The sequence below is a fragment of the Stenotrophomonas sp. LGBM10 genome (assembly GCF_046736075.1).
Classification (GTDB): domain Bacteria; phylum Pseudomonadota; class Gammaproteobacteria; order Xanthomonadales; family Xanthomonadaceae; genus Stenotrophomonas.
In genome coordinates this window covers 1,207,598-1,225,892 of record NZ_CP177163.1, presented here as the reverse complement: position 1 = coordinate 1,225,892, position 18,295 = coordinate 1,207,598, and the positions used below count along the sequence as shown (strand labels likewise).

The following is an 18,295-nucleotide window of genomic DNA, read 5'->3' as shown; positions in this document are numbered from 1 at the left end:
CGTCTATCGAATTTGCTGCTTGAGCCAGCACGGTCTGCCCGGCGGCGCGTGCCGAACACGACACCCGCACGCGCCGCCACATCACACACGTGCATGCAGCGGCCTGCAGCGCTGAAAACAGGGCAAAAACGACGGTGCTGCGCGTGGCGGGCGGGCCGCCTCAGGCGCTTTCCAGCGCGTCCAGATAGGTCTGCCGCCAGTGATTGATGTCGTAGGTGCGCAGGTGATCCATCATCGCCTGCCACCGCTCCACGCGTTTGCGCAGCGGCATGGTGGCGGCCGTGGCGATGGCATCGGCCACGCCATCGAGGTCGTGCGGATTGACCAGCAGTGCCTGCTTCAGTTCATCGGCCGCACCGGCCAGCAGCGACAGCACCAGCACGCCGGGGTTCTCCGGGTCCTGCGAGGCCACGTACTCCTTGGCCACCAGGTTCATGCCGTCGCGCAGCGGCGTGACCAGCCCGACCGACGCCGCCCGATAGAAACCGGTCAGGGTGGCGTGGGTGAAGTTCTGGTTGACGTAGCGCAGCGGCGTCCAGTCCGGGGCCGCGTGACCACCGTTGATGTGCCCGGCGATCTGCTCGAGCTGGCCGCGCAGTTGCCGGTACTCGTTGACGTCGCCCCGCGACACCGGTGCGATCTGCAGGTAGGTGAGGCTGCCGCGCTGGTCGGGGTGGCGTTCGAGATAGCGCTCGAAGCCGAGGAAGCGCTCGGGCAGGCCCTTGGAGTAGTCCAGCCGGTCCACGCCGATGGCCAGCTGGCGGTCGCGCAGGCTGTTGCGCAGGTCGCGCACGGCCGGCTTGTTGGCACCGGCCTTGGCCTGGCGCGCGATGTGCCCGGTATCGATGCCGATCGGGAACGCCGCCGCACGGAAGCGCCGCCCGCCGGGCGCTTCCAGTTCGCCATCGCCGACCACGCGTCCACCGCCGAACAGGCGCACGTAGGACTGGAAGCGGTCGGCGTCGCGCTGGGTCTGGAAGCCCACCAGGTCGTACGCATACAGGCTGGAAAACAGGCGCAGATGGTCCGGCATGGCCTGCAGCAGGTCGGCCGAGGGCATCGGCACGTGCAGGAAGAAGCCGATGCGGCAGCCGATGCCGCGTTCGCGCAGCAGCGAGGCCAGCGGGATCAGGTGGTAGTCGTGGATCCACACGATGTCGTCGTCGCGCAGCAGGGGCGCCAGCTTCTCGGCGAACAGCGCGTTGACCCGCCGGTAGGTTTCGCGGGTGGCGCGGTCGTAATCCACCAGGTCCAGGCGGAAATGCAGTAGCGGCCACAGCGTGCGGTTGGCAAAGCCGTTGTAGTAGCCGTCCACATCGCGCTTGTTGAGGTCCATCGTGACGTAGCGGATGTCGCCGTCCACCTGCTCATGCAGGGCGCCGCTGTTGTCGCGCACCGACTTTCCGCTCCAGCCGAACCAGACCCCGCCACGCTCCTTGAGCGCGGCCAGCAGGCCCACCGCCAGGCCGCCGGCACGGGTTTCGCCGGGCACCGCCACCCGGTTGGAGACGACCACCAGCCGGCTCATGACGCCTCCTGCCAGCTGCGCGACAGGCGCATCGCCGCCGTCACCAGACCGACATGCGAATACGTCTGCGGGAAGTTGCCCCAGGCTTCGCCGCTGTCGAATGCCAGGTCCTCGGACAGCAGGCCAAGATGGTTGCGCCGCGCCAGCAGCATCTCGAACATGTCGCGTGCTTCGTCCATGCGGCCGATCGCCGCCAGCGCGTCGATGTACCAGAACGTGCAGATGGTGAAGCTGGTTTCCGGCTCGCCGAAATCATCCGGCGCCACGTAACGGTACAGCGCATCGCCGTGCTTGAGATCGCGGCCGATCGCCTCGACCGTGGCCACGAAGCGCGCATCATGCGCCTCGATGAAACCGATGTCGGCCAGCAGCAGCAACGATGCATCCAGGCGGTGGCCGCCGAAGGTGTCGGTGAAGTGGCCCAGCGTCTCGCTCCACGCATCGGCCATGATGCGCGCGTGGATGGTGTCGGCGCGCTCGCGCCAGTAGGCCGCGCGGTCATCGAGCTTCAACCGTACCGCGATCTTGCACAAACGGTCGCACGCCGCCCAGCACATCGCGCTGGTGTAGGTATGCACCTCGGTGCGGCCGCGGAACTCCCACAGCCCCGCATCGGGAACATCGTGCAATGCGAACGCCTGCTCGCCGAGCGGTTCCAGCCGCGCGAAGGTATGGGCATCGCCCGGGTCCTGCAGGCGGCGGTCGAAGAACAGCTGGGTGGAGGCCAGCACCACGCTGCCGTACACATCGTGCTGCCGCTGCACCCAGGCCAGGTTGCCGCGGCGTACCGGGCCCATGCCGCGGTAGCCGGCCAGCGAGGGCACTTCGTCCTCGTCGAGCTTGGCCTCGAAGCCGATGCCGTACAGCGGCTGCAGGCTGCCGTCGGCAGTGGCCAGGTTGAAGATGTAGCCCAGGAACTGCTCCATCGTACGGGTCGCGCCAAGGCGGTTGAGCGCACGCACCACGAAGGCCGCATCGCGCAGCCAGCAATAGCGGTAGTCCCAGTTGCGGATGCTGCCCGGTGCCTCTGGAATAGAGGTGGTCATCGCGGCGATGATCGCGCCACTGTCCTCGTACTGGCACAGCTTGAGCGTGATCGCGCTGCGGATCACCGCGTCCTGCCACTCCAGCGGGATGGACAGGTAGCGCACCCATTCGCGCCAGTAGTCGCGCGTGCGCTGGAAGGCCTCCTGCACGTAGCCGCTGAGCGAGCGGTCCAGCGACTCGTCCACGCCCAGCACCAGATGCACCGGGTGGTTGAGGGTGAACGGCAGGCCGTCGCGCACGAAGCGCACCGGCACGTCGGTGGTGAGCCGCAGGATGTGGTCGGGCAGGATCCAGCGGATGTGGTTGCTGCCCCACGTGGCATCAGGCACGCGCGCACCCCAGTCGGCGAGCGGGCGCGCACGCACGATGATGCGGGGATTGCCGGCCAGCGGGCGCACCTGGCGGATCAGGCTGACCGGCCGGTAGAAGCGGTCGTTCTGGCGCCAGCGCGGCGCGAAGTCGATGATCTCCAGGGCGCCGCCGTGCTTGTCGTGCAGTACGGTCCGCAGGATCGCGGTGTTGGTCAGGTAGGTCTGCTCGCTGCTGACCAGGTCTTCCAGTTCGATGCCGAAGTCGCCACCGGTCTGCTGGTTCGGCTCGAGCAGGGCGCAGAACGTCGGATCGCCATCGAAGGTGGGGAGGCAGCTCCAGACCACGCGGGCGTGCTTGTCGATCAGGGCGCCGAAGCTGCCATTGCCTACAACGCCCAGGTCCAGGGTGGGGACGGTGTCACTACTCATGTCATCAAAGTCTCGGGTCGGGCCGGCGCAGGGGCGCCGGGGGCGGCGGCGATGCTCAGTACGCGTTCTCGCGCAACCAGGCATGCACGGCGCGGATGTGCGGCAGTGCGAATACGGCCGCGCTGGGCTCGCGTCCACCGACGAGCACGCTCCAGCCATGCAGGTCATTGGCGGCGCCGAAGCCGTACTCGTCGGTGAGGTCGTCGCCGAGGAATACCGGGAGCCGATCGCGGAACGGCGGTGCGAGCATCAGCCGGCGCAGGGCGCGGCCCTTGTCGCTGCCTTCGGGAACGAACTCCACAACGTGGTCGCCCGGCTGCAGCCGGTAGCCGGCGTGGCCGCGGATGTGCCGCTCGGCGAATGCACGGACGTCCTGGGCGGCATGCGGCGCGGCGCGCCAGTGCAGCGCGAGGCTCTGGCCTTTGTCCTCGACCAGAACGCCGGGTTTGCCGTGGGCGAAACGCATCGCCTGCTGGTGGAGCGCATGCAGCCATTCGCCGGTATCGGTGCTGGGCGTGGCACCGTCCACGCGGCCATCGCCGTGGCGAAGCTCGTGGCCGTGCAGGCCGGCGGCCGGCAGTTGCAGGGGGGCGAACAGGCGGTCCAGCTGATCCAGCGGTCGTCCGCTGATCAGCGCGACCGCGCCTTCAAGGCGGTCGCTGATGCGCCCGATGGCCTCGCGGATGTCCGGCAGCAGCTTGACCGCCTCGGGATCATCGGCGAATTCGATGAGGGTGCCATCCACGTCCAGGAACAGCGCACAGGCATCGTCCAGCAGTGGCGGCGGCGGACGTTGGGGGAAGTCGTTGGCCATGCGGGCCAACATGCCAGCGTGGATGTGATCGCCAGGTAATGGCAATCACATCCACACCGTAGTGCCGGCCGCTGGCCGGCAATCACAATCACCGTAGTGCCGGCCGCTGGCCGGCAACCCGATCAGAACGTATACCGCACGCGCCCGTAGAAATACGCACCATTGCTGCCGATCGGCGACAACACGTCATACGGCAGGTTGCCGAAATAGTAGATGTCGTCGTTCGAGGGATCGGAGTAGTTGTCGGTCAGGTTCTGCCCGCCCACCGCCACGCTCCACTGCGGCGTGATTCTGAACTCCACTTCGGCATCCAGCTGCCACTCGGCACCGTAGGTCTGGCGCGGAATGTAGCCGTCACCGAAGTTGAACACACGGGTGACGCTGCCGTAACGGTTGACCCGGCTGCTCAGCGACCAGCGGTCGTTGGCCCAGCTGGCGGCCAGTGCCGCACGGGTGCGCGGGGTGGCGTCGGTCAGCGTATTGGTCTCTTCCACGCCGAACAGGACGTAGTCCGGATCCAGCGCGCGCAGGCTGGCGGGCGTGGCCAGGACGTTCTTCAGCGTGGTCTTGGTGTAAGCGTAGGTCCCGGTCAGCACCAGCTCGCCATTGCCGAGCGACTGCCGCCAGTTGCTCACCAGTTCCGCGCCGCGGGTGCGGGTGTCGGCAGCGTTGACGAAGAAGCTGGCGCTCTGCAGGCCGGCGACGCCGAACTGCTGCTGCACGTAGTCGGTCAGCGCATCGCCGGTGATGCTCTCGGACAGCGCGATGCGGTCGTCGATGTCGATCTGGAAGAAGTCCAGCGAGACGTCGAAGTGATCGCCGATGCGGCTGGTGAAGCCGAGGCTGGTGTTGAGCGACTTCTCCGGCTTCAGGTCGCTGGCGCCCAGCCCGCGCGCGATCGGGTTGTTCACCGACAGCACGCGGCCCTGCACCAGTTGGCCGGCGGCGTTGTAGCCGGTGGAGGTGGATTCATAGCCGATCTGCGCGAGCGACGGCGCACGGAAGTTGTTGGAAACCGCGCCACGCAGCGCGAACGCCGGGGTGAATTCGTAGCGCAGGCCGAGCTTGCCGGTAAGCTCGCCGCCGTGGTCGTCGCTGTGTTCGTAGCGTGCGGCCAGGTCGCTGGAGAAGTGCTCGCCGAACTGGCTGGACAGGCTTGCATAGGCACTGGCCACGTCGCGGGTCAGCGAGGTGGCGTCCTGCGGGGTCAGGCCGCCGCCGGCCTGCGAGCCGGTCGGGCGATCGGTGTAGGGGCCGGCGGCGTAGCTGCTCGGGTCGCCGGGACGCGTCTGGTAGTGGTCACGGCGCGCCTCCACACCCAGGCCGAGGCTGTGGGTGATGCTGTCGCCCTGTTCGAACACGCGGCCGAGGTCGAGGTTGGCCACGGTCAGTTCATTGCGGTAGTCGCCGGTCTTGAACCGGGTCGGGCTGGTCGGGCCGAGCGAGGCGTTGAGCGAGTTGCGCAGGCGGTAGGTGAAGCTGTTGCTGCCGTAGTCCAGGCTGGCGTCGTAGTTCCATTCGCCCCACTGGCCGCGCGCACCGCCCACGGCCTGCACGTCGCGGTTCTCACCTTCGGAAATCGGGCGGTAGCCGTTGGGATACACCTGCGCCCAGTTGGCATCGCTGTCGGGGTAGCGGAAGTAGTTGGCGCCTTCGCTGTCGCGCTGGTTGAAGGTGCTGAAGAAGTAGAGCTTGGACGTCTGCCCGAACGGCAGCTCGGTGTTGATCCAGGCGTTGAGGTCCTTGGTGTGGCCGTCACCCAGCACGTAGTTGCGCTTGCCCTGCAGGGCCAGGTTGGTGGGGCTCTGGTCCCACGGCGGGATCTGGTCGAAGCCGGCGCGGTTGGTGCCTTCGTGGTTCTTCAGCTCCAGGCCCACGCGCAGGAAACCGCCGTCCTCGCCCAGCGCGGTGCCGACCTTGGCGCTGAGGTAGCTGGTCTGGCCGTCGGTGAGGGTGCGGTCGATCGGCTTGAGGTCGGTGTGGTTGGCGCCGAAGCTGGCTTCGATCGCGCCGCCATCGGCACCGTCATCGAGGATCACATTGATCACCCCGGCCACTGCGTCCGAGCCGTACAGGGCGCCGGCCCCGTCGCGGAGCACTTCGATGCGCTTGATCGCGCTGACCGGGATGGCGTTGAAGTCCACCGGCGTGGTGCCCTTGCCGATCTTGCTGTCGGTGTTGACCAGTGCGCTGGTGTGGCGGCGCTTGCCGTTGACCAGCACCAGGACCTGGTCCGGCGACAGGCCGCGCAGCTGGGCGGCGCGGATGTGGTCGGCACCGCCGGAGTTGGACTGGCGCGGGAAGTTGAACGAGGGCAGCAGCGCCTGCAGGGCGCTGCCCAGTTCGCCGTTGACCACGCCGGCCTTGCGGATGTCCTCGGCGGTGAGCACGTCCACCGGCGAGGTGGACTCCAGCACCGTGCGGTCCACCGCGCGGGTGCCGGTGACGATCACCGTGTCCAGGGTGGTGGCGGAGCCGGGCGCGTCCTGCGCGGTTGCGTCCTGGGCGAGCAGGGGGGAGGAGAGGACGAGCGCGATGGCAAGGCCAAGGCGCGACGCGGACGGACGGGACATGCGGACTCCAGCAGGACGACGAGGGGGAGGGGGGGAGGAGAGGAGGCTGGCGTTGCCGACCCGAGGGCGGCACTACCAATCCATCCGGATGAAGCGATATATTATCTTGGCGTGATGACCCCATGTGATGCAAGCCCCATCACCTGCGGGCATCAGCTGATTGCCGACGGTGATCTGCGCGGGAACCGGATGTCCTGCACGCTCCTTCCCCTGCACGCCCTGTTTTCTGGAGTTTTCCGATGAAGTCCCACGCCCTTCTGCTCGCCCTGGTCCTGGCCGCCAGCGGCTGCGCCACCGCCGCTCCCGCCGCCAAGCCGGCTGCGCCCACCCCGGCCACCGCCACCCTGCAGGGCGACGCCGCGCGACCCGATGCCGCCGCCGGCTGGGTGCGCAGCGAGCTGTACTTCGGCGTGGGCGAGGAAAGCGGCGCCTCCGAGCGCAAACAGACCGATGCGATCAGCGAGGCGCAGTGGCGCGCGTTTCTGGACAAGCAGGTCACCCCGCGTTTCCCGGACGGCCTGACCGTGTTCGATGCCTATGGCCAGTGGCTGTTCCGCGGCGCGGCCGAGCCCAACCGCCTGCGCACCAAGGTGCTGGTGGTACTGCACGAGAACACCCCGCAGCGCCGTGCGGACATCGAGGCGATCCGTCTGGCATGGAAGCAGGCCACCGGCCACCAGTCGGTGCTGTGGGCCCAGCAGGCGGTTGACGTATCGTTCTGATCCAGGGCGCCATCGTGGCGCTGCGGGGAACGACAATGAACCACAGGGACGGACGGTTGCTGGCAGTGATGCTGGCGCTGGCGATACCGGCCGCGCACGCGCAGGCGATGGACCAGACCACGCTGCAGATGGAGGTCGCCAGGGGCGTGCGGCTGCAGGCGGAGATGCAGGAGGGCGGCGACATCGCCGTCGTTCTGACGCCCCCGGGAACGCGGCAGCGTCTGCCGGGGGCACCCGACGCGGACGGGCAGTCGCGCCTGTCTGCCGAGGATGTCGATTTCGACGGGCAGCCGGAGCTGGTCGCGCGCGCGTCGGTGGGCATGGTCAACGAGGCGGTGGCGGTGTACCGCTACGATCCTCGACAGCGGCAGATGCGCGCGCTTGAGGCCACGCCCCACGACGATGCGCAATGCGGTGGCCTGATGGGGCTGACCGTGGATGCACCCAACCGCACGCTGAGCAGCAGCTGCCGCAGCGGTGCGGTCTGGTACGTCGACCTGTACCGCTACGACGGGCCACGCCTCTACCTGTACCGTGCATTGCGCTTCATCCACGGCAGCGATGCGTTCGAGCAGGTGCTGTTCGTCAAACAGACCGCCGACACCGGTCCGTTCGCGGTGTGGAGCACCTTCGATACGCACGGCGCGGTGGTGGAGACGGCGATCGGCGATGGTCTGGTAACGCCGGCGTCTACCGGCCGCCTGTCGCCATTCAGCGGCACGGTGGTGCCGGCGCGGCTGCCGCTGTATGCGCGGCCGGGCGATGCGCGCACCACGCGCTATCTGGTCCGGGATGACCGCGTGGAACTGCTGGACGAGCGCGATGGCTGGGTGCAGGTGCGCTACCACAACCCGACCCGTGGCGATGTGCTGGGATGGGTGAACGCGATGCCCTGAGCGCGCGCAAGCCCACATGGGTGTCACCTGCCGGGGTCTAGGCTGATGCTTCCCCCTTGTAGTGGATGTCCGTCATGAGCAAGCGCGTTGCCGAGATCGTGGTTGAAACCCTGCAGGCCGCCGGTGTCCGTCACTGTTACGGCATCGTCGGTGACACCCTCAACCACGTCACCGATGCCATCCACCGCAGCGACATCGACTGGGTGCACATGCGCCATGAAGAGGTCGCCGCGTTCGCGGCCGGTGCCGAGTCGTTGATCAGCGGCCGGCTCACCGCCTGCGCCGGCTCCTGCGGGCCGGGCGGGCTGCATTTCATCAACGGCATCTTCGAGAGCAACCGCAACCGTGCGCCGATGGTGCTGATTGCCAGCCAGGTGGTCACGCCCGAGCTGGGCATGGAATTTCCGCAGGAAGTCGATTTCAAGTCCGTATACGCCAGCTGCAGCGTGTTCTGCGAGCAGGTGTACAGCCCGCAGCAGGCGCGCCGCGTGGTCACGCTGGCCTGCCAGGCGGCGATCAGCCGGCGCGGCGTGGCGGTGGTGATCCTGCCGGCCGACATCAGCGAAGCCGAGGTCAAGCACGATCCGCCATTCTCGGTGCACTACACCCAGCCGGTGCTGCGCCCCTCGGACGATGAACTGCAGCGCATCGCCGCGCTGATCGGGCAGGGCACGCGCATCGGCATCTATGCAGGGGCCGGCTGCGAGCATGCGCACGATCTGCTGGTGGCGCTCGGCGAGCGGCTCAAGGCGCCCATCGCGCATACCTCGCGCGCCAAGGACTTCGTGGAGTACGACAACCCGTACAACATGGGCATGACCGGCATCTTCGGCATCGAGTCCGGCTACCACACGCTGATGGCCTGCGACACGCTGCTGCTGCTCGGCGCGGACTTCGCCTGGGGCCAGTACTACCCGGACAAGGCCACGTTGATCCAGGTGGACCGCGATGGCAGCCACCTGGGCCGTCGCCATCCGGTGGACGTGGGCGTGGTCGGCGACATCGGCCCGACGCTGCAGGCCTTGTTGCCGCTGCTGGCCGAGCGCGACGACCGCAGCTTCCTGGACGAGTGCATCGGCCACCGCGACAAGGCGCTGGCCACGCGCGCCAAGGAAGAGGAGCCCGGCGAGGGCACGCTGATCCATCCGCAGCACCTCACCGCGTTGATCGACCGGCACGCCAGTGACGATGCGCTGTTCACCGCCGACGGCGGCTCGCCGATGGTCTGGATCCTGCGCCACATCCGCGCCAACGGCCGCCGCCGCACCCTGACCAGCCTGCTGCACGGCACGATGGCCAACGCGATGCCGCAGGCTTTGGGCCTGCAGAAGGCCTACCCGGGCCGGCAGGTGATCTCGCTGTCCGGGGACGGCGGCATCGCCATGCTGCTGGGCGACCTGCTCACGGCCGTGCAGGAAAACCTGCCGATCAAGGTGGTGGTCTACAACAACAGCTCGCTGAATTTCGTCGAGCTGGAGCAGAAGGTGGAAGGTCTGCTGGACAACTACACGGACCTGAAGAACCCCGATTTCGGCCGGCTGGCTGAGGTGATCGGCTTCTACGGGCGCACCGTGACCCGCTCGGAGGACCTGGAGCAGGCCGTGCAGGACGTGCTGGCGCACCCCGGCCCGGCGCTGCTGGACGTGCACACCAGCCCGACCGAACTGGTGATGCCGCCGCAGGTGGAAGCCAAACAGGTGGCCGGTACCGCGCTGTATGCGGCCAAGGCGCTGCTGAGCGGGCGGGTGAGCGATGTGCGTGACCTGCTGGCGAACAACTTCCTCAACAAGCCCTGAGGCGGGCGGGCGTCACCACCGTTGGTAGTGCCGGCCGCTGGCCGGCTCCACATACCGTCGGACGCACCCAGGTAATGCCGGCCGCTGGCCGGCTCCCGATACCGTCGGACGGATGCCATCGCCGCCTGGATCACGCGTACACCCCGGCGTTCCACCCATGCACCTGTTAACGGGAGGCGCGTAGCCCTACCATCGGCTACCCCCCACCTGCAGGCCCCCACATGCCCGCTTCCGCTCCGGTCCGCTCCGGGCCTCGCTGGTTCGTCGCCGGCGACTTCAATGGCTTCTTCGGTCTGGTGGTCGACAATCTGTCGATCCTGGGCTTCATCGCGATGGCGCTGGTCGGCATCTTCCAGTTCCCGGCCGACGTGGTGTTCGGCCGCATGTTCCCGGGGACCGCCTTCGGCGTGCTGGTCGGCAACGTGCTGTACACCTGGATGGCGCGGCGCCTGGCGGCGCGCACCGGGCGCGATGACGTCACCGCGATGCCGCTGGGCCTGGATGCGCCGACCAGCATCGGCATGGCGCTGCTGGTGCTCGGTCCGGCGTTCCTGGCGTTCAAGGCGCAGGGCCTGGCGCCGCACGACGCGGCGATCGCCACCTGGCAATTGGGCATGGCCTCGCTGGTGATCATGGGCGTGCTCAAGGTGATCCTGTCGTTCTTCGGCGAAGCGGTCACCCGCGCGCTGCCGCGGGCGTCGCTGCTGGGCTCGATCGCCGGCATCGCGATCGTGCTGATGGGCTTCCTGCCGCTGCTGGAAACCCTGCGTTCGCCGATCGTCGGTTTCGTCACCCTCGGTCTGCTGCTGTACGTGCTGATCGCCAAGCGCCGCCTGCCGATCCGTGCACCGGGCGTGCTGGTGGCCTTCGTGTTCGGCACGATCCTCTACTACGGCCTCGGCCTGGCCGGGCTGGGCGCGCCGGGCTTCCATGTGCCCGCGTGGACCCCGCCGCAGATCGTGCTGCCGTGGCCCACGCTGGGCTTCATCGATGGCCTGCCCACGGCGATGACCTACCTGCCGCTGCTGCTGCCGTTCGGCCTGCTGATGGTGGTCGGTGGCATCAACGTCTCCGAAAGCGCGCGTGCGGCGGGCGACGACTACCGCACCCGCGACATCCTGCTGGTGGAAGCGGTGGCCACGCTGGTCGCCGGCTTCTGCGGCGGCGTGGCGCAGACCACGCCGTACATCGGTCAGCCGGCCTACAAGCACATGGGCGCGCGCAGCGGCTACACGCTGCTGACCGGTCTGTTTGTGGGCGTCGGCGGCATGCTCGGGGTGATCTCCGGACTGGTGCAGTGGCTGCCGCTGGCGGTGCTGGCGCCGATCATCGTCTACGTGGCCATCGACATCACCACCCAGGCCTTCCAGGCCACGCCACGCGAACACGCCGGGGCGATGGTGCTGGGCTTCCTGCCGTCGGTGGCCTACCTGCTGGCGATCAAGGCACCGGGCTGGATCGCGCCGGAACAGCTGGCGGCGATGACCTCCACGCTGGACGGGCATGGCCTGCCCGAGCTGGCGGTGATCTTCACCCTGGGCAACGGCTTCATCATCACCTCGATGCTGTGGATCGCCGCCGTGGTGGCGATGATCGACGGCAGACTGCTGCGCGCCTCGGCGTTCCTGCTGGTCGCGGCGGCGCTGACCCTGTTCGGCCTGATCCACTCGGTGGACCCGCGCGGCGGCATCTACCTGCCGTGGCATCTGGAAGGGCTGCCGAAGATCATCAGCTGGCAGTTCGCCGGGGCGTATGTGGCGTTGGCGGGCCTGCTGGCGCTGTTGTCGCTGCAGAAGGATCCGGGGGGTCACGACCAACGGTCGTGACCTACCCTTTCAGTCGCCATCCAGTTCGGGGTAGTGGCGGAAGATGCCGTTGGTGTTGAACGCCAGGCGGCGCCCGGAGGCGAGATAGGCCGCGATGTTCGGGCGCCGTTCCACCCGCTCCTGCAGGGCGCGCAGCAGCGGCAGCGACGGCCACAGCGTCTGCATGCGGCGCGGGAACATGTACTCCAGGCCGGCCAGCAGCTGGAACAGCGATAGATCCACGTAGGAGTGCTCGCGCAGCGGATGCCGGCCGCCGTTGTGTTTGAGCACGTTCTCGAAGTAGCCCAGGAATTTGGGCAGGCGTTCGGCCCGCATCGCGGCAGCGCGGGCCTTGGCTTCGCGCGTCTGGTCTTCGTAGTACTGCGACGCGGCGATCGGGTGATGGGTGTCGTGTACTTCGGCCACCAGGTCGGCGATGGTCGCCTGCAGCTGCAGCGCCTGCTGGCGGCGCGAGGCCGCATCGGGGACCAGGCCGAGTTCGGGCGCAAGCAGGTCGAGAATCGCCGCCACCTGCGCCACCACCTGCTTGCCGGTGCGTACGAACGGCGGCGCGAACGGCTGCAGTCCATCCACCTTGCCGTCCAGGAACGGCTGCATCACCGCATCGCCGTGCACGCGGGCCATGTCGGTATAGGCGGCGCCCGCATCTTCCAGCGCCAGCCGGATGAACTCGCCACGGCCCTGGATGCCGGTCCAGTAATACAGCTCGTAATGCATGTGCGTACTCCGCGATACCAGCGTGCAGCTTCGACGCTGGGGCCGAAAGCGGATGTGATCGCCGCGTCAGAGCGTCTGCAGGAAGGCCTGGATCGCCTGCAGCTCGTCGCGTCGCAGCTGCAGCGGCTGCAGCTGCGGGTCCGGTGCAGGGAACGGGCCGTGGGCGTCGCTGCCGGGCCGCGGTCGTGGTCTGCCGCCGCCGACGTTGTAGAACAGCAGCACGGCGTCCAGCCGGGCGATGGCCCCGTTGTGCATGTAGGGCGCCGTGCGCGCCGCGCCACGCAGGGAAGGGGTGCGGAAGCGGCCGCTGTCGGCCGGATCGCCGGTGACCTCGTAGCGGCCCAGGTCCTGGCGCCGGCCGCCGTGGAAATGCAGGCCGAGATTGTGGAACCCGTTGTCGGTCAGCGCCGGTCCGCTGTGGCAGTTCATGCAGCGGGCGCGCGTGCGGAACAGATGCAGGCCCTGCAGTTGCTGATCGTCGAGCTGGTCGTGGCGACCGGAGACGAACCGGTCGAAGCGTGAGGGCGCTGGCGCCAGGCTGCGCTCGAACGCGGCGATGGCCTGGGCGAGCTGGCGGGTGTCGATGCGGTCGTCGCCGAACACGGCGGCGAACGCACGGCGGTAGCCGGGCTCGGCACGCAGCCGGGCGGTGGCCGCGTCGGCGCTGAAGGCCATTTCCTTCGGATCGGCAATCGGCAGCAGCGCCTGGTCCTCCAGCGTGGCTGCGCGGCCGTCCCAGAACAGGGGCTGCAGATGGCCGCTCATCGCCACGCTGGGCGCGTTGCGGCGGCCGGGTTGGCGGTCGTGCCCGAACGACACGCGGCGGCCATCGGCGAAGGCGAGGTCGCGCTCGTGGCAACTGGCACACGCGATCTGCCCCGAGCGCGACAACCGGGGGTCGTCGAACAGCCGCCGGCCCAAGGCCACCTTGGCCGGCGTGGAGGGGTTGTCCGCCGGCGCCACGATGGCGGGCAGTGGGCCCAGTTCCTGCCAGGCCACGCCCGCATCCACCTGTGGCGCCGGCCAATGCGTGCGTGGCTGGGCATACGCCTGGCGCAGGCACGCCGGGGTTGGCAGCGTGCCGGCGGTGGCGAGCTGCCGACGGCAGTCGGCATCCACCGCCGGCAACGCGACCGGCGCGGCGCGGCTGCCGCCCAGCAGCGCCCCGCCCAGCAGCGTGGCGAGCAGCAGGCGCCGGGCCGGGCTCAGAACGTGTAGCCCAGTTCCAGCCAGAAGCTGCGTCCGGGCTCGTAGAACGCGGTGCCGGCGACGCCGCTGGTCAGGTTGCTGCGGTTGAGCACGTTCTGCGCCTCCACCCGCACGTACGCCTCCTGGTCACGCGGCAGCGCATGGCGGTATTCGATCGACGCATCCCAGGTCCAGGTGCCGGAGAACTGCTGCCGCGTCAGGTTGGGCACCGACACACCGTCGATGGTCTCGGGGCGTCCGGTGGCGATGCCCTGGTAGCCGGCGCGGTAGCTGAAACTGTTGTTCCAGGTCAGCCCGAGCGCGGGCACCTCGGTGCGCGTGCCCAGCCGTGCGCTCCACGGACGCAGGTAGTCGGTGGCCGGCAGCTGGTGGCGGTACATCAGCTTGCCTTCGTAGCGCACCAGCTCATCCATCAGCAGCGTGTCTTCGTAACTGTTGTAGTTGCGCTTGACGTCGGTGTGGTCGGCCGCCAGCTGCCAGCTGTTGCGCGTGCCGAGGAACGTCCACGGTTCCCGCGAGGCGACGGTGAGGGTGGCGATGCCGGCATCGCTGCGGCCGTCGTTGGTGTATTCGAAGGTGTTGCGGTTGTAGAGCGTGGCATCCAGCGGCTCACCGATCCGGCGGCGGAGCACGTCGCGCCGGCTGCGGCGGTCGACATATTTCGCGCTGATGCGCAGCCCGGCCACGCGCTGGTCCAGGCCCAGCGACCATTCGTCGGCATAGGGCGAATCGAGATCGCGCAGGCGGTTGGTGGCCACGTTCCAGGTCCCCGCCACATCCTCCCAGGCGGTGCTGGCGCTGCGCCGGGTCTTGCTCTCGCGCAGGCGCTCGCGCCCATCGCGCAGCAGGTAGGCGAAGAAGCTGCGGCCGTAATAGCGGTTCACGCCGGCGTTGATGCGGGTGTCCTCATCACCGAACACATCCCAGCTCACCGCCAGACGCGGCGACAGGTTGGTCTGGTTGAACACGTTGTCGCGGTCCAGGCGCAGGCCCGGCCGCACGCTCCAGTTGCCGATGCGGATATCGTCCTGCAGCCAGGCCGCGTATTCCTCGCCACTCACCGAAAATTCGCCGGCGTGGAAGAGCTGCAGCATGCTCAGGTACTGCCCGTTGCCGCTGCCATCGAGCAGCGGCGACAGCGAGCAGCTCACGCTGTCCACGCGCCCGTCGCTGAGCGTGCAGCTGCGTGTGGCCACCGCGCTCTGGTACACGTACTGGTCGTTGAGGCGCTTGTAGTTGGCGTCGCGGCGCTGCACGCTCAGCCCGCCCTGGACGTCGTGCGCGGTGCGGCCCACGGTCACGGTGTCATGGGCGACGGACAGGGTGTAGCCGAGCTTGCGGTCGTGCTGGTCCACGCTGCCCCAGCTGCCCTCGCTGCTCACCGCGGCCACGCCCCAGTCGAACGCCTGGGAAGGGCGCCAATGGCGCATGGTGGTCTCCTCGCTGCGCCGCGACGACTCCAGGTCGCTGTAGCTCAGCCGCTGCGACAGTGTCCAGGCACCGTGCCGCCAGACCGCGCTCAGGTTGGCCGTGGGACCGCCGGATTTCAGGTCGAACCAGGAGTTTTTGGTGTTGGCGATGAAGTAGCGGTCGTCGGTGGGCGCGTAGCCCAGCCCCAGGCGCAGGTCCAGGGTGTCGCTGCTCCAGTCCAGGGCAACCGTGGCGGCGGTGTTCTCACGGGTCTGGGTGCGCTGGTTGACGTCGTTGCCGGGGGTTGACCGGCCGGCGGTGTAGGCCCGCAGCGGAATCTCCGAGCGGCTGCGCACCACGGTGCCGATGATGCCCAACCCGCCCTGCGTGCGGCCCTCCAGCCGGGCGCCCACGCGGTACTTGTCGTAGGCGGGCTGGTAGGCCAGCGTCGCCGATTCCTCGTAGGTGGTGTCCTGGGCCGGATTGGTGATGATCTGGTCCCAGGCCGAGCGCGCCATCCGCATCCACACCTTGCCGCCGAACGCGTCGCGGGCGCCACGGGTGCGTGCATCGACCACGCCGCCGGTGAAGCCGCCGTAGGCCGCCGGTACGTTGGCGTCGTACACCGTGAGCGATTCCAGCAGGTCCACGTCGACCGCGATGCCCTGTGCGGCACTGGGGACATCGGAGTTGTGGTTGGTGTTTTCGGTCGTGCCGACCGCAGTGGCCACCGGGTCGAGATCGTTGTTGAAGCTGGCGCCGTCGAGCAGGAACAGGTTCTGGTAGTACGGCGCACCGTTGATGGAGAAATCATCCGGGCGGATTTCGCCCATGTTGCGCGTGGTGCGCGAGCGGTCGCTGAACTGCACGGCGGGGTTGCTGCGCAGCGCGGTGGCGATGTCACCGTTGCCTTTCACCTGGGCCTGCAGGGCGTGTTCGTCCAGGCGCGTGCCCTGGCCGTAGGGGAGCTGTGAGGGAAGGTAGGTCGAGGCGGCGTTGGCCTCCACCCGCAACGCCGGCATGGGCGCTTTGCCCGCGGCGCGTTCCACGGTGTAGCTGCCATCGGCGCGGCGGCGCGCACGCAGACCGCTGCCGGCCAGCAACTGATTGAAGCCGGCCTCCACCGACAGCCCGTCGGCCACGGCCGGTGCGCTGCGCCCGGCGGTGAGCGCCGGATCAAAGGACAGTGCCACGCCCTGCTGGCCGGCGAAGCTGGACAGTGCCCGGCCGAGCGGCAGGGCAGCCGGTTGTGCCTGCGGTTCGGCAGGAGCGGCGGCCACGAACAACGGGGTGGCAAGCAGGGCCAGGGTCAGCGCGCTGGCGGTGAGAAAACGCGGGGATCGGGTCATGGTGGATTCGGTTGGAATGCAGGGTTCCTGTCCTTGCCCCGCGAGCGCGCGAAAAGTGTCATCGCGCCGTCGCGACGATCGATCCGCGCGGTTCCACCAGCACCCACCAGCCGCCCGGTGCGCGGCGCACATGCACAGGGTAGGTCGCCTCCAGCATGGCCAGGCTGCGTGCGGTGTCGTCCAGCGGATAGGCGCCGGACACCGGCAGTGCGGCAATCGCCGGATCGCAGCGCAGGCGTCCGTGGCGGTAGCGGTCCAGGCGCGCCAGCAGTGCGGCCAGCGGCATCGCATCGGCGACCAGCATGCCGGTCGTCCAGCTGGCGACGGTGTCGTCCAGCACGCCGAGGGCGTGGTTGCCCTGTCCATCGAACCAGGCCTGTTCCCCGGCCGCCATCTGCCATGCAGCGCCGCCGGCGGGCTGGATCAACTGGGCGCCGGCCAGCAGCGCCACGTGGGTGCGACCGTCGTCCATGCGCACGTTGAAGCGGGTGCCCAGCGCGGTGATCCGGCCCTGGGGTGTCTGCACGGCGAACGGGCGTGGCGGCGCATGGGTGTCTGCGGCGGTCTCCACCAGCACCTGGCCCTGGTGGAGGTCCAGCTCGCGCTGGCGCGCATCGAAGTGCAGGGAAAGCCGGGTGTCGGTATCCAGCGTGACCTGGCTGCCATCGGGCAGGCGTGCATCGCGGCGCTCGCCGATGGCGGTACGCAGCGCCGGGCTGTCCGCGCCGGGATGCAGCAGGCGCCAGCCCAGCCACGCGCCCGGTGCCACTGCCAGCCAGGCGGCGAGGTGTTTGATCGCGGTGCGCCGCCGCGCGCTGGATGGTCGACCCAGCACCGGCAGGGCCGCTGCCGCCGGCACCTGGCCGAGCAGGGCCTGCAGACGCTGCGCACGCTCCCAGGCACGGGCATGTTCGGGATGCTGTGCGCACCACGCTGCACAGGCGTGGCGCATGTCGGCGCTGTTGTCGTCATGCAGGCGCAGCAGCCACTCCGCCGCCTGGCCAAGGATGTCCGGGGCGATGGCCGTGCCGGTGCCGGCAGGCTCAGAGGGCATGCGCAAGGCAGCCGACCAGCGCGCGTTTCATGTGCCGCTTCACAGTGCTCAGCGACAGCCCGGTGCGCACCGCGATCACGTCGTAGCGCAGCCCCTCGAACTGCGCCAGCAGGAACACCTGGCGTACCGCTGCGGGCAGGCCGTCGAGCATCGCATCGATCTGCTGCAGCGCCTCGCGTACCACCGCCTGGTCTTCCAGCGAAGGCACCACCGCCTCGGGCAACGCGGCGAGGTGCTCCAGCCACGCGCGTTCCAGCGACTGGCGACGGAACCAGTTGGCGGCCAGTCCGCGCGCCACCGTGGTGAGGAACGCGCGCGGCTCGCGCAGCGCGGCGAGGTCGCGATCCTGCAGCAGGCGCGCGAAGGTGTCCTGGGTGAGGTCGGCGGCCGTTTCGCGGCATCCCACGCGGCCGCTCAGCCAGCCCTGCAGCCAGCAGCGGTGGTCCCGGTAGAGGACGCCAAGGAACTCGCGTTGTGCCTGCATCGAAGGGCGCCGGTGGTGTGGCCCGGACAGGGCTCAGGAACCAATGGGAATGAGAATGATTCGCAAGTATTGCAGTATGGCGGCTGTATTGCCAGCCCCGGATTGTCTTGAATCACTGCGCGACAACCGC

13 protein-coding genes are annotated in these 18,295 nt (G+C 68.9%); 4 read left to right on the top strand and 9 right to left on the bottom strand.

Annotated elements, in window-relative coordinates; all coding sequences use genetic code 11:
• Nucleotides 1-160: 160 nt before the first annotated feature.
• The 4 genes from otsA to ACLB90_RS05135 all read right to left on the bottom strand — a co-directional run bounded on the left by otsA (nucleotide 161) and on the right by ACLB90_RS05135 (nucleotide 6,702).
• Nucleotides 161-1,528 carry an alpha,alpha-trehalose-phosphate synthase (UDP-forming) gene (gene otsA, locus ACLB90_RS05150; protein ID WP_411851917.1) on the bottom strand — a complete coding sequence of 456 codons (1,368 nt, stop codon included), beginning with the start codon at nucleotides 1,526-1,528 and terminating at the stop codon, nucleotides 161-163.
• Complete coding sequence (locus ACLB90_RS05145; protein WP_411851916.1) at nucleotides 1,525-3,315, bottom strand: glycoside hydrolase family 15 protein; 1,791 nt, start codon at nucleotides 3,313-3,315, stop codon at nucleotides 1,525-1,527. The genes otsA and ACLB90_RS05145 overlap by 4 nt, the downstream gene beginning before the upstream one ends.
• Nucleotides 3,316-3,370: 55 nt before the next feature.
• A complete protein-coding gene (gene otsB / locus ACLB90_RS05140) occupies nucleotides 3,371-4,129 on the bottom strand; it encodes a trehalose-phosphatase (protein ID WP_411851915.1) in 759 nt (252 codons plus the stop codon).
• A gap of 122 nt (nucleotides 4,130-4,251) precedes the next feature.
• On the bottom strand, nucleotides 4,252-6,702 hold the full coding sequence (locus ACLB90_RS05135) for a TonB-dependent receptor plug domain-containing protein (RefSeq protein WP_411851914.1): 2,451 nt from the start codon (nucleotides 6,700-6,702) through the stop codon (nucleotides 4,252-4,254).
• A gap of 239 nt (nucleotides 6,703-6,941) precedes the next feature.
• Between ACLB90_RS05135 and ACLB90_RS05130 the strand changes: the two genes are divergently transcribed.
• From ACLB90_RS05130 to ACLB90_RS05115, 4 genes are all read left to right on the top strand, one after another.
• Nucleotides 6,942-7,424: a DUF3574 domain-containing protein gene (locus ACLB90_RS05130; RefSeq protein WP_411851913.1), complete on the top strand. Its 483-nt coding sequence runs from the start codon at nucleotides 6,942-6,944 to the stop codon at nucleotides 7,422-7,424.
• A gap of 35 nt (nucleotides 7,425-7,459) precedes the next feature.
• Nucleotides 7,460-8,320, top strand: a complete 861-nt coding sequence (locus tag ACLB90_RS05125; RefSeq protein WP_411851912.1) for an XAC2610-related protein — start codon at nucleotides 7,460-7,462, stop codon at nucleotides 8,318-8,320.
• 74 nt (nucleotides 8,321-8,394) lie between these two features.
• Nucleotides 8,395-10,116 carry a thiamine pyrophosphate-dependent enzyme gene (locus ACLB90_RS05120; RefSeq protein ID WP_411851911.1) on the top strand — a complete coding sequence of 574 codons (1,722 nt, stop codon included), beginning with the start codon at nucleotides 8,395-8,397 and terminating at the stop codon, nucleotides 10,114-10,116.
• Between the two features lie 221 nt (nucleotides 10,117-10,337).
• Entirely contained in the window at nucleotides 10,338-11,942 is a 1,605-nt protein-coding gene (locus ACLB90_RS05115; RefSeq protein WP_411851910.1) for a hypothetical protein, read from the top strand.
• Between the two features lie 9 nt (nucleotides 11,943-11,951).
• Here ACLB90_RS05115 and ACLB90_RS05110 read toward each other — a convergent pair whose 3' ends face one another.
• From ACLB90_RS05110 to ACLB90_RS05090, 5 genes are all read right to left on the bottom strand, one after another.
• Entirely contained in the window at nucleotides 11,952-12,659 is a 708-nt protein-coding gene (locus tag ACLB90_RS05110; RefSeq protein ID WP_411851909.1) for a glutathione S-transferase, read from the bottom strand.
• 66 nt (nucleotides 12,660-12,725) lie between these two features.
• Nucleotides 12,726-13,778 (bottom strand): cytochrome-c peroxidase, encoded by a 1,053-nt coding sequence (locus ACLB90_RS05105; protein ID WP_411851908.1) that lies wholly within the window; start codon nucleotides 13,776-13,778, stop codon nucleotides 12,726-12,728.
• Between the two features lie 86 nt (nucleotides 13,779-13,864).
• The gene (locus ACLB90_RS05100) at nucleotides 13,865-16,627 is read right to left on the bottom strand and encodes a secretin and TonB N-terminal domain-containing protein (RefSeq protein ID WP_411851907.1); all 2,763 of its coding nucleotides are present in this window, start codon (nucleotides 16,625-16,627) and stop codon (nucleotides 13,865-13,867) included.
• A gap of 58 nt (nucleotides 16,628-16,685) precedes the next feature.
• Nucleotides 16,686-17,681: a FecR family protein gene (locus tag ACLB90_RS05095; RefSeq protein ID WP_411851906.1), complete on the bottom strand. Its 996-nt coding sequence runs from the start codon at nucleotides 17,679-17,681 to the stop codon at nucleotides 16,686-16,688.
• Nucleotides 17,671-18,165: a sigma-70 family RNA polymerase sigma factor gene (locus tag ACLB90_RS05090; protein WP_411851905.1), complete on the bottom strand. Its 495-nt coding sequence runs from the start codon at nucleotides 18,163-18,165 to the stop codon at nucleotides 17,671-17,673. The genes ACLB90_RS05095 and ACLB90_RS05090 overlap by 11 nt, the downstream gene beginning before the upstream one ends.
• Nucleotides 18,166-18,295 lie beyond the last annotated feature (130 nt).